Genomic DNA, 12483 nt, shown 5'->3' on the forward strand with positions numbered 1-12483 from the left:
ACCGAAACCGTTCATCGCCGTGGCCCGGCCGTAGCGGATATCGATTGCTCCGCAGGATGGGGTGATATCCTTGGGGGTGCCCAGGTCGTTCGCGGTCACCCCGTCGCTGTCGGCAATAGCCGTGAGCTGAATCAACAGGTCGCAAGGGAAGGGTGCAATAAGCGCATTGTCAGTGTCGCTGGGCAGTGTTCGGGTATATTCAAAGGTGTCGGCGCCGAAGGTGTAAATCATCGGAGCGGCGTTTGAAAGGGCTTCGCCGGTCTGTGTCGTGGTAACTGCCATGGGGGTTAGGAGATCCACACCGTTGGTGGTGGAATCAGCGGTGGGGTAGGTGAGTGAAATGTCCGTGGTTGCAAGTTTCCGGAACAGGCTTAAATAATTGCCTACAGGGTTGTTTGACGCATCTGCCGCAGTGATGGTAATGGTGGGTTCCAACCCAGCTGTATAAGTAAATGGTTGGCCAGTATAGGTCATGGCCCCGGTACTGTTGGCGAATGTTCCGTTGGAAAAGGACGTGGTGAAATGGTCCGGGATGAAGCGGCCGACATTGCCCGTGACTGTGCCGGTGACATCGCCGGCACCAAGATAATCTCCGCCACTGATGCTGGGGGTGAGGGTGATGATCCCCACCTCTGCCCAGGAAAAATCGGTTCCTGTGGTGCAGCCGGTTGGCGTGGCGGAAACCGCAAAAGTCGTACAGTCCACGGCATTGCTGAAATCAAAACCCGTGGTAAACTGTATGGCCGGATTATTTGCGCCGCCTGCCGCAACGAGAGCCGGGGTGAGCAGGGCTGTTTCCGGGACATCCTCCAAACCGTAATTCGGTGTGGGGTCGCCCTCGGCATCCAAGGCCCTGACTGTGGCGGTGAAGTCATTTCCTGCATTAATAAACACCGTACCGTTTTCATCCACAGCAACCGGATTGGCAAAGGCGTCACTGGTGCGGATGATGTTGGCAAGGGTAAAGTTTGCCGGTTTGACGACAAACTGCGACGAGGCACCGGCGATCCCGGTTGGCGGCGCCGGTTCGGTCACCGTGTCGTCTTTCATCTCAATCTGGATATTGCCGACATCTTTGTATTTGACGGTAACCGAGGCCTGCCCGGCGGCAAAGGTGACATTCTGGGTGGCCGAGGCAGCTTCGGTGGTTGCAATAGCTATGGTGTTGACTGCCACTTGATTAGTACAGCAGGCAGGGGTCAGGATTAGGTCCGGTTCATGATACGTTGACCAGAACTTGATGGCTTTCACCCCGTCATAGGCTTCGATTATACCGCAGATAGGATCGGTTGCGGTCTGGCCATAGGCTGCGATATGCATTGTAAAGTCAGTGCCTGCGGTTTGAGAGGTGATAGGATCGTTTATCGGGTTTGGAATGCTGAGAGGGTTGAGGGCTGATGCGGTGACCGTAAATCCGCTGGGAGAAAAGGTGATCGTACCTTCAGAATCATCGTCCGTTGTGGTTCCATCGGTTATTGAGATATTTATCGGGGAGGTTCCTTCCTCATACAGCAGATTGAAGGATGCTGTGCCCAGGTCGCTGCTAACGTATGCGTAAGTCGCAATGCCGTCATTGGCCGTTGCATCGGTGAATGTGCCGTTGCCGCTTGCAAGGGTCCAGGTCCCTTTTCCTGTGCCGGTGTTAAGGGTTATGGTTCCGGCAAAGCAGGTGACGGTTGCGTTTCCCACATCTTCAGCGGTAACGGTGATCGGGCCTTCGGCAAGACAATTGATTCCTGCGCCGTCATGGTCAATATCAAAATGGTCGGCAGATCCGCCTCCGGAATACTCAATTGTTCCGATGGCAAACTGGTTCTGCAGGGAAACGTTGACCTGGTTATAGAGATAAAGCCAGAAATCGAGATCAGCACCTGCTGCACAACTTGATACTGTGGATACATCAATGGTCTGTTCACTACTGGAACCTGCAGCTGATCCTTCCGGAAAGGTAATGGTGCCGCTTGCAGCAGTATAATGGGTGCCGGCCAAAGCGGTATCATCAATGGTTAAATAATCTAAAGTAACCGTGTAATCATCCGTCGGATCACTTTGTACTGGGTCAAGCAAGGTAAGAGTGAATGTCGCTAATCCGCCAGCAGTCACAGTAACATTTGAGATATCCAAGCGAGGCGGGCTGGAGCCATCCGGTAGTGTATCGTTGGTAGTGCCGGTTGTCGGCGGCACGGAGTTGCCGGGGCCGGGAATTGCCCAGTCGCCTGAACCGTCCGGTTCACGGGCCGTGGTCTTGGTATTTGAGCCATCACCTTCCCAGTCATAGGCGGGTGTACAGCTTGTATCCTGTTGATCTGTAAAATTTTCTATACTGATATAATCGATCGTGTTACCGGAGCCATCTTTGAGGATAATATCCATGCCGCCACCGGCAGTAAGATCAATATAATCCTGGTCGGTAATAAGAGCTTTTTCGATGACTACCCAAGGGTAGGTGGAATCATTGGCAGCCGAAAGGGAGATATTTCCGGTGCATCCCTGTGCATTGCTGCAGATATTCACCGTCCAGTAGTCATAGGTCGCAGCGAGAATGCTTGCGTCAAGGAGTTTGACCTCGACATGTCTTGTGCTGTTTCCACTTCGGTGAATTTCATTGATGGTGGCGCGGCCTTTGTAGGAAGAGCAGGCGGCATTGGCGGTTGACGGGAATATTTTGACCAGGAAAAAAACAAATAGAATGACGAGGAAATACAGAGAAATGTTTTGGCGGATTGTATTGGTCATGTCGGCTATTGGGTAAATTTCATAGACTGATGTCAAATCCTCAAGAATTATAATAAACTCTACACCAGAGTGCTATGAGCTTTCAAGAAGTCTTGTGATCAGTTGGACAAGTTCAGCAAAGGACTTTACGTCATATATGTTTTTGCGGATCGCCGCGCCGCCGTTCATTCCCTTGAAATAACGGCCGGCATGATTTTTTATCATGCCCAGCATCCGGTCAACCGGCTGGTAGCGGGCAACAAGTTCCAGGTGGCGCTGTAATGCGGTAATCCTTGTTCCGGCGGACACCGGCAGAGTTGTTTCCGGACTGAATATCCATGGCGCCCCCAGTGCTGCGCGACCGATCATCACCGCATCACAGCCGGTTTGCTCCATCATCTCCAGGCCGTCCTGGTAGCAATGTATGTCGCCGTTGCCGATCACCGGAATTTTCACCGCCTGTTTAACCTGACGGATCAAGTCCCATTCCACGGTGCCGCCAAAACCATCGGACCAGGTTCGCGCATGAATGGTAATTGCCTGGGCGCCTGATCCTTCGGCCATTTTGGCGAATTCCACGGCGTTTTTATTCTGATGATTCCAGCCGGTACGGAATTTTACGGAAACCGGTTGCTTTGAGTTCCGGCAGACATTTTCGATTATTGAAGCTGCCAGCGCCGGTTCTTTCATCAGGGCCGCGCCGGCTCCTTTCTTGATGACTTTTCTTACCGGGCATCCCATGTTGATATCAATCATGTCGATGGGCTGTGCGGACAGAATGGCTGCCGCCTCGCCCATAATTTCCGGTTCGCTGCCAAAGAGCTGCATGGCAACGGGGCGTTCTTCCTCTGCGGTAACAATCATTGCCAGGGTGTTCTGCTGATGATAGCTGAGACCATGACAGCTGATCATCTCAGAATAACAGAGACCTGCGCCATATTCCCGGCACAGTATTCGGAAGGGCAGGTCCGAATATCCTGCCAGGGGAGCGAGAATAAAAGGGTTTTCGATGGATAGAGGGCCGATCTGCATTGGATTCGGGGTGGGTAGCCAGGGAAAAAGTTATATGGAAATACAAAAAAAAAGCCACGGACCCGAAGGGAAATGCACCGAATAGTAGAGTTCAGTGTATTTCCCTCCGGATCCGTGGCTAAAAATTATAAAACAGATTGTACTTTACTGACGATATTTTCAACGGTGAAACCGAAGTATTTGAACAATTCATCGGCCGGCGCCGACTCGCCAAAGACATCAATGCCCACAACGTCACCATCCAGACCGACATATTTACGCCAGAAGTCGCTGACCCCTGCCTCAACCGCCACCCTGGATTTTACGCCGGCCGGCAGGACTGACTGACGATACTTTGCATCCTGAAGGTCGAAAACATTGGTGTTCGGCATTGAGACAACCCGGGTCCTGGTGCCTTGCGCTTGCAGAACGGTTGCGGCGTCCATTGCAAGGCTGACCTCTGAACCGGTGGCGATGATAATCGCATCCGGAGTGCCGTCACAGTCTTTGAGGATGTATCCGCCTCTGGCGATATTGGCAATCTGTTCGGTGGTGCGCTGCTGATGGGGTAAACCCTGTCTGGAAAACATAAGGCTTGTTGGGCCGTCCTTTTTCTCAAGGGCCATTTTCCAGGAAACAGCTGATTCAACCGCGTCGCATGGGCGCCAGACACTCATGTTTGGAATCATCCGAATGGTTGCGGTCTGTTCAACTGCCTGATGGGTGGGCCCGTCTTCGCCTAAACCGATGGAATCGTGGGTGAAGACGAAAATATTCTGGATCTTCATCAGGGCTGCCATGCGCAGGGCATTTCTGGCATATTCGGAGAACATCAGGAATGTCGAACAATAGGGCATGAATCCGCCGTAAAGCTTGATACCGTTGCATATTGCCGCCATGCCGAATTCCCTGACGCCAAAATATATGTAGTTGCCGCTGGGGTCTTGATTAATCGGTTTGCTGCCGGACCAGATGGTGAGATTTGAACCTGCAAGATCCGCAGAACCGCCGATGAGTTCGGGCAGGAGCGGCCCATAACCGTTCAGGCAGTTTTGTGAGGCCTTGCGGCTGGCGATTTTTTCAGCTTTGGCATTGACGGAAGTTATATATGCAGCGGCCTTGGCGTCCCAATCTGCAGGAAGGTCGCCATTTAACCGGCGTTCAAGTTCGGCAGCAAGTTCAGGGTGATCTTTTTTGTAGGCTGCTAATGTGTCGTTCCATGCAGATTCAAGGTCTGTGCCCTTTTTCTTGGCATCCCAGCCGGCATATATATCTGCCGGGATTTCAAAGGGGGCATGGTGCCAGCCGATGGTATCGCGGACCAGAGCGATTTCAGCATCACCCAGCGGCGCGCCGTGGCAGTCCTCTTTGCCCTGTTTATTGGGCGAACCCCAGCCGATGATGGTTTTGCAGCAGATCAGGGTGGGTTTGTCGACTACCTTGCGGGCTTTCCGGGTGGCTTTGGTTATGGCATCGGCATCGTGGCCGTCGACATTTTCAATGACATGCCAGCCATAGGCCTTGAAGCGTTCCGGAGTATTGTCGGTAAACCAGCCTTCAACTTCGCCGTCGATTGAAATACCGTTATCATCGTAGAAAGCTATGAGTTTTCCAAGTCCCAGAGTGCCGGCCAGCGAGCAGACTTCATGGGAAATGCCTTCCATCATGCAGCCGTCACCGAGAAAAACATAAGTATGATGGTCAATGATCGTATGTCCCGGTCTGTTGAACTGCCCGGCAAGGGTCCTTTCGGCTATTGCCATGCCAACAGCATTGGCAATGCCCTGGCCCAGAGGACCGGTTGTGGTCTCAACGCCCGGCGCATAACCATATTCCGGGTGCCCCGGTGTTTTTGAATGCAGCTGTCTGAAGTTTTTTAGTTCCTCAATTGGCAGATCATAGCCACTGAGATGGAGGAGGGAGTAGATGAGCATGGAACCGTGGCCGTTTGAGAGGACAAATCGATCCCGGTTGGCCCACCCGGGATTATTGGGATTATGATTCATGAAATCATTCCACAGCACTTCCGCAATGTCCGCCATCCCTAAAGGCATGCCGGGATGCCCTGATTTGGCCTTCTGTACCGCGTCCATGCTTAATGCGCGTATTGCGTTGGCGAGTTCTCTTTTTGACGGCATTTATTTCCTCCAGTTAAAAATGGTTTATTGATTGTAGAATTTCTAAGTTTTTTAAAATCAATCGATATATGTTTTACGGGTGAGCGCGTAAAAAATCTGCATATAGATATCTTCACTCAAATCCTCGGCGATTTTCGCCAAAGCCTTTTTTTTGTTGCTCTGGGTGAAAGCCGGATCACTCCCGACTGAAAAGGTTGTTTCCTTGGTAACACTTTTTATCTTTATCACTTCTTGTTTTGTATTGGTTTGGGTCAGGCTGTAGCTGACGGTTATCTGTGCCTTGAGGCCAACGGCCTGATCATAGGCATTGTAGGATGTACCTGGATATTTTACCGATTGAACCGTTCCGGTCAGTTTTATATCCGCCTGGTCCGGCTCATCCACCAACAGTATTTGTTTTGATTGGGTCAGCCAGTTTGCCAGCGCCGTATGCATCAGCGAATCAACTCCCAGTTCATTTGTCTGGTTAGTCCAGATGCCAATATGGAGTTTTGCCTTGTCACCTTTTACTTCCAACGGTGTTGAATAGGGATCATGGTAGCCACAGCTACTTATTGCCAGAACAGAAACCAGAAGCAGTTGCGGGATCCATTGAAAAAGATTCATTTGTTTATGCCACAACATTAACAAGCTTTTTGGGCACGACAATTATTTTACGGATGGGCTTGCCATCGATAAATTTCTGTATCTTTTCATCGGCAAGTGCCATTTCTTTAAGGCTTGCATCATCAATGGCCGGGGGGACCGTGATTCGGCTGCGCACTTTGCCGTTGACCTGCAGAACAATAGTCAATTCTTCATCTTTTGCAGCTTCCGGATCAAAATCCGGCCAGGGGGTTTCACTTAATGGTCGTTCATTGCCCAGAGATTCCCATAGTTCTTCGCAGAAATGCGGCACCATGGGGGTCAGCAGCAGAATAATCGTTTCCACTGCAACGCGGATTACTTTCGGATCAACAGTATTGCCGGTTTCTTCCGAGGTAAGGGATATGAGGGTGTTAACCAGCTCCATGACTGCGCTTATCGCCGTATTGAAATGCAGTTTGCCGTCAATATCATTTGTTACTTTCTGGATGGTCTGGTGGGTTTTTCGATGCAGGGCCCGGCTTGATTCATTCAGCTCCTGAGTTGAGTCGTTTTGCTTAAAAGGCCCGTTATCAGCCATGTAACGGAAAACCCGATTCAGGAATCGGAAGGCGCCTTCAACACCTTTTTCGCTCCATTCAAGGTCGCGCTCAGGGGGAGCGGCAAACAGACTGAACAGCCGAACCGTATCAGCGCCGTATTGTTCAATCAACTCATTGGGATCAACAACATTTCCCTTGGATTTTGACATTTTCGTGCCGTCCTTGATGACCATGCCCTGGGTCAGAAGATTTTCAAACGGCTCGTCGATGGTAAGGTATCCGAGGTCCCTCATGATTTTTGTGAAAAAGCGGGCGTACAATAGGTGCAGAATCGCATGTTCAACGCCGCCGATGTACTGGTCCACCGGCAGCCAGTAATCAACCGCATCTTTTTTCAGGGGGCCGGCAGTGAAATCCGGGCAGGTATACCTGGCAAAATACCAGGAAGATTCCACAAAGGTATCCATGGTATCTGTTTCTCTTCGGGCTTCACCATTGCAGGAAGGGCATTTGGTGGTATAGAATTCCTCGAGGGTGTGCAGCGGCGATTTCCCGGATGAATCAAAGGTGATATCCGTGGGCAGGGTGACGGGCAATTCGTTTTCAGGAACAGGCTGCCAGCTGCATTTTTTGCAGAAGATCATCGGGATCGGCGATCCCCAATACCGTTGCCTGGAAATACCCCAATCCCGGAGCCGGAAGGTGGTCTGTTTTTTTCCAAAACCTTCTTTTTCAGCTTTTTGAGTGATTGCCTCCTTTGCTTCTAAGGAAGGCATGTTGTCGAATTCGTTTGAACCTGCCAGAATACCCGGATCTTCATAGGCGCATTCCATATCAGCCGGGTCAAGCGGTTTATCCGCAGGCTGAATGACTACCTTGATCGGGATGTCATATTTTTTCGCAAACTCAAAATCTCTCTGGTCATGGGCCGGCACCGCCATTACCGCGCCGGTGCCGTATTCCATCAAAACAAAATTTGCAACATAGATGGGTATTTTGTCACCGGTGTACGGATTCACACAGTAACTGCCGGTAAATACGCCTTCTTTTTCAACTTCATCATCTGGTTTCTGGCGTTGCTTAAGGGCGATTGTGCGTTTTACAAAATCAGCTACCGGCGTTTCCTGCGGGGTGCCTCTGGTGAGTTTTGCAACCAGAGGATGCTCCGGGGCGATGGACATGAAGGTTACGCCGAAAATGGTATCGGGTCTGGTTGTAAATATTTTGAGAGTGTCGGTTTGGCCCTGTATGGGAAAATCAATTTCCGCGCCAATGCTTTTACCGATCCAGTTGCGCTGCATGGTGAGGACCTTTTCGGGCCATCCTTTCAGGTTGTCGCAGTTGGCGAGCAATTCATCAGCATAATCGGTGATTTTGAAAAACCAGCCATTCATCTCCCTGGGAAGAACGTGCTGGTCGCATCTCCAGCAGGCGCCGTCAATAACCTGCTCGTTTGCAAGTACTGTCTGGCATGTCTCACACCAGTTGACGGAGGTTTTTTTCTGGTAGATAAGGCCCTTTTCAAACAATTTGATAAAAAAGAGCTGTTCCCAGCGGTAATAATCCGGATCACATGTGGCGAGCTCACGATCCCAGTCATAACTGAAACCCATGCGTTGCAACTGGTTCCGCATGTAATCGATGTTTTCATACGTCCATTTTGCCGGATGGGTATTATGCTTGATCGCCGCATTTTCAGCAGGCAGCCCGAAGGCGTCCCATCCCATGGGATGAAGCACATTGAACCCTTTCATGCGCTTGAAGCGTGCCACCACATCACCGATGGTGTAATTGCGGACGTGCCCCATATGGATCCTGCCGGAAGGATAGGGGAACATTTCAAGCAGGTAGTATTTTTTTCGGGAAGGATCTGGAACTGCCCTGAAGGTTTTTTGTTGGCGCCATTTTTCCTGCCACTTGCTTTCAATGGCATTGAAATCGTATTTGGCGGGTAGTTGTGTCATTTGAATGCTGTTCCTTAAAAACTCTTGGACGAGATTATTGTTTACGATAATTACTCAGTCAAATTCAATTTGAGCCGTCAAAGTGCGCAAGACTTTCAAACGTGGTGAATTGATCGAGAAAAGTAAGATCAATGGTACCTGTTGGGCCATTTCGTTGTTTGCCGATGATAATTTCAGCGATGCCGCGCCGCGGGTTGTCTTCCGCCTTATTATAGACTTCGTCGCGATAAATAAAGCCGATGACGTCTGCGTCCTGTTCAATGGCGCCGGATTCCCGAAGATCTGAAAGCTGTGGGCGTTTGTTCGGCCGGTTTTCAAGGCTCCGGTTGAGCTGAGATAATGCAATGACCGGCACATGAAGCTCTTTTGCCATGGCCTTCAGCGATCGTGAAATTTCACTGATCTCCTGTTCTCTTCTTTCCTGGCCGGCGCGCCCACGCATGAGCTGCAGATAATCGATGACCACCAGCCCCAGGTTATGTTCCATTTTCATTCGTCTGGCTTTGGCCCGCAATTCAAGGACCGAGATTGCCGGGGTATCGTCAATGAATATCGGCGCTTCTGAAAGGATACCGGCGGCGCGAGTCAGTTTCGGCCAATCCTGATCTTTGAGAAATCCGGTTCGCAGGCGATGGGAATCCACCCGACTCACCGAGCAGAGCATTCGCATGCCAAGTTGTTCCTTGGACATTTCAAGGCTGAAAACGCCCACCGGGGTTTTATGGAGAATCGCTGTGTTCTGTGCAATATTCATTGCCAGGGCGGTTTTCCCCATACTGGGTCTTCCGGCAAGAATAATCAGATCGGAAGGCTGCAGGCCGGCAGTGATCTTATCCAGATCCGCAAACCCTGTGGGCACACCGGTGACCAGCTCTTTTCGTTCAAAGAGCTTTTCAATGGATTTGAACGCTTCGGTGACAACTTCGTTGATGGGATAATAGGATTGGGTACTTTTGGAGTTTGAAATTTCAAAGATGTTCTGTTCGACTTCATCCAACAGGTTGTCAATCTCGTCCTGTTCTTCATAGCAGCGGCTGGCAATATCCGTTGTTGTCCTGATCAGGCGTCGTAAGACCGATTTTTCACGGACGATTTTGGCATAATATATAATATTTGCCGCGACCGGAACTATATCGGTCAATGCTGCGAGATAGGCCGGACCGCCGATGGCATCAAGCTTTTTGGCATCGTTGAGATGGTTTGTAACGGTGATAAGGTCCTGAGGCTCGTTTTTATCAAAAAGAGCCACCATGGATTGAAAGACAAGTTTATGGGCCTCTCGGTAGAAATCATCTGCGATAATGATTTCCAAGGCTCTTGCCAAAGTGCCTTGTTGCAGGAGAATTGAGCCGAGGACGCATTGTTCAGCCTCAAGGTTCTGGGGCGGAAGGCGATGTATTGTCTTGGTATCATCCATGCGGATATCCTGATTAGTATAAAAAGACAATTTCCGCGGTGAAATAAGTACGGCTGATCCCCGCTCAATTATTCCTGACGGTTATGCCGGCTGGTCAAAGAATCTCCTTCGCCGTATGATCGGATCCAGTCATACTGTTGCCTTTATAACCCGTTCCCGTCACTCTTCATGAGACGACGTCCACGGAGACTCAGGCTTGTTCCGTCAAAAAAATGAATCACTAATAAAGATACGTGGCAAAACACATCTTTATTAGTGAGTTACTCATTGGGGTTGAATATTAGTCAGCGGCAAGGGGAACTATTTCAACTTTAACCTCGGCGTTTACTTGATACCCGACTTTAATCGTCACAATTGTTTCGCCAATGGTTTTGATCGGTTCATCGAGGAGGATTTTCCTCTTGTCGATTATCACGTCAAGTTCGGCAAGTTTTTCAGCGATATCAGCTGAAGTTACGGAGCCGAAAAGTTTGTTTTCATCTCCAACTCTCTGCTCAATGACAATATTGAGTCTGGAAATCTTTTTCGCAAGCGCTTCCGCTTGTTCCCTGTCGCTTTTTCTGCGCGATTCAATCGTAGTTTTTTCCTGTTCAAGCCGGGCGATATTCGCTTTACTGGCAAGAACAGCTTTTTTCTGTGGAATCAGGTAGTTGCGTCCGAATCCAGGCTTTACTTTGACTAAGTCGCCTTCCTGTCCAAGAGTATCAATTGTTTCTTTGAGTATTACTTCCATTTTTTTCCTCCGCTAAAACTTCATGATTCCTTTAAAAACAATATCGGTTACCAGCAGTCTGAAAAAAATCATTAATATGATTAACCGCTGTGATTCAGTAATTATTTTTTAAGGTTATGAGATGTTCTTTGTGTTGTTCATTCTGATTTTTCTGAAATCAGACCAGACATCAATAATCCCGATAATCGCCAGCAATATTATTCCATATATCTGTATTAGAATTAACAGGTATATAAGTATTTTAAACCCCAGGGGGATTGACCATTTGGATAGATAATTCGCCAGAACAGCCAACCCTTGGAAAAAATAGAGCGCACTGAGAAGAAGCGCTGTATTCATTGCAATTATATTTAAACTGGCAAAGGGCAGAAGCAATCCAGCGGCGGTAAATATCGCCACCCAAACCAGAGAATCCGGCAGGCTCCATTCCCTGTAGTTTCCCCAGGAAGAGAGCTGCGGGTTTTTTTTATTAATCAATAGATTTCCGAGCAGCAAATTCAGCCAAACCGTGCTGCAGATGGATATAAGTAGCAGTCCGGGAAATATCTTTGGAAGAATAATTTTTAACTGCTCAAAAGCAAATTTAATTTCTTCTCTGGTAGTCTCAGGAATTTCTGCTGATTCAGCATATAATTTATAGGATGCCTCAATGTTTTGATCAAGGGCCAGTATAAATTCCTGATAAATATTCTTCTGCAAAACTATTGCCAGTACTAAACCGAAAAGCACCCAGAAAATCAAAAGCACCAGCAGGGCTTTCATGCCGGCAATTACAGGCTTTTCATTCTGGGCTAAAGCCTTGTACATTATGTATCCAACAGGCAAAAAAGTAAATGTGAACAGAAGAATTTGCAACGATCCAAACAACAAGGAAATTGCTCCGGCTATAATCATCGAGGTGATTATAATCGGGCCGCCTTGTTGTTTCCCTAGTACGGTCAGGTAATAAAATACCGGCAGGGGTGCCAGGCTGTGCAGCCATGTAAATTGACCGCTTAATGCCGGCGCTGCAATTATCAGTGTTGTAACTACAATTCCGGCAATGTTCTGGATTCTGATCTGTCTTCCTCTATCCACACAGTCTACCATTATTATTGTACTGGCAGACTTGTTTTTACGCTAAAACTGCGGGTAACCGGAATACGGCAGAAGAGCGATCTGGCGTGCCCTTTTTATTGCTTCCGTGAGTTGCCTTTGATGTTTTGCGCAGGTGCCAAAGATTCTTTGAGGAATAATTTTCCCCCTCTCGGTCACGAAATTTCTTAATGTTCTTACATCCTTGTAATCGATGTAAAGTGCAGTATCTACGCAAAATCTACAGAATTTCCTTCGTGTAAAGGTCTTTCTTTTTTTAAAAGCGGATTCTTTCATTTGTTCA

At 48.9% G+C, this 12483-nt stretch carries 9 protein-coding genes; all 9 read right to left on the bottom strand.

The window, feature by feature from the left end:
• A partial coding sequence (locus KKE17_13525) for a hypothetical protein (GenBank protein ID MBU1711017.1) occupies nucleotides 1–2736 on the bottom strand: 2736 nt, incomplete at its 3' end.
• A 72-nt stretch (nucleotides 2737–2808) separates the two neighbouring features.
• The gene (gene dusB / locus KKE17_13530) at nucleotides 2809–3747 is read right to left on the bottom strand and encodes a tRNA dihydrouridine synthase DusB (GenBank protein MBU1711018.1); all 939 of its coding nucleotides are present in this window, start codon (nucleotides 3745–3747) and stop codon (nucleotides 2809–2811) included.
• Between the two features lie 125 nt (nucleotides 3748–3872).
• Complete coding sequence (gene tkt, locus KKE17_13535) at nucleotides 3873–5864, bottom strand: transketolase (GenBank protein MBU1711019.1); 1992 nt, start codon at nucleotides 5862–5864, stop codon at nucleotides 3873–3875.
• Between the two features lie 57 nt (nucleotides 5865–5921).
• The gene (locus KKE17_13540; GenBank protein MBU1711020.1) at nucleotides 5922–6470 is read right to left on the bottom strand and encodes a hypothetical protein; all 549 of its coding nucleotides are present in this window, start codon (nucleotides 6468–6470) and stop codon (nucleotides 5922–5924) included.
• Nucleotides 6471–6474: 4 nt separating this feature from the next.
• Entirely contained in the window at nucleotides 6475–8955 is a 2481-nt protein-coding gene (gene leuS, locus KKE17_13545; protein ID MBU1711021.1) for a leucine--tRNA ligase, read from the bottom strand.
• A gap of 64 nt (nucleotides 8956–9019) precedes the next feature.
• Complete coding sequence (dnaB, locus tag KKE17_13550; GenBank protein ID MBU1711022.1) at nucleotides 9020–10372, bottom strand: replicative DNA helicase; 1353 nt, start codon at nucleotides 10370–10372, stop codon at nucleotides 9020–9022.
• A 280-nt stretch (nucleotides 10373–10652) separates the two neighbouring features.
• A complete protein-coding gene (rplI, locus tag KKE17_13555) occupies nucleotides 10653–11105 on the bottom strand; it encodes a 50S ribosomal protein L9 (protein MBU1711023.1) in 453 nt (150 codons plus the stop codon).
• A gap of 114 nt (nucleotides 11106–11219) precedes the next feature.
• Nucleotides 11220–12182: a YybS family protein gene (locus KKE17_13560; protein ID MBU1711024.1), complete on the bottom strand. Its 963-nt coding sequence runs from the start codon at nucleotides 12180–12182 to the stop codon at nucleotides 11220–11222.
• Between the two features lie 42 nt (nucleotides 12183–12224).
• Nucleotides 12225–12476, bottom strand: a complete 252-nt coding sequence (gene rpsR / locus KKE17_13565; protein MBU1711025.1) for a 30S ribosomal protein S18 — start codon at nucleotides 12474–12476, stop codon at nucleotides 12225–12227.
• Nucleotides 12477–12483 lie beyond the last annotated feature (7 nt).

The organism is Pseudomonadota bacterium, assembly GCA_018823135.1.
GTDB lineage: Bacteria > Desulfobacterota > Desulfobulbia > Desulfobulbales > CALZHT01 > JAHJJF01.

Coding starts and splice junctions, on each gene's coding strand:
- dusB (MBU1711018.1), bottom strand. CDS start 3,747: ATGCAGATCGGCCCTCTATCCATCGAAAACCCTTTTATTCTCGCTCCC.
- tkt (MBU1711019.1), bottom strand. CDS start 5,864: ATGCCGTCAAAAAGAGAACTCGCCAACGCAATACGCGCATTAAGCATG.
- KKE17_13540 (MBU1711020.1), bottom strand. CDS start 6,470: ATGAATCTTTTTCAATGGATCCCGCAACTGCTTCTGGTTTCTGTTCTG.
- leuS (MBU1711021.1), bottom strand. CDS start 8,955: ATGACACAACTACCCGCCAAATACGATTTCAATGCCATTGAAAGCAAG.
- dnaB (MBU1711022.1), bottom strand. CDS start 10,372: ATGGATGATACCAAGACAATACATCGCCTTCCGCCCCAGAACCTTGAG.
- rplI (MBU1711023.1), bottom strand. CDS start 11,105: ATGGAAGTAATACTCAAAGAAACAATTGATACTCTTGGACAGGAAGGC.
- rpsR (MBU1711025.1), bottom strand. CDS start 12,476: ATGAAAGAATCCGCTTTTAAAAAAAGAAAGACCTTTACACGAAGGAAA.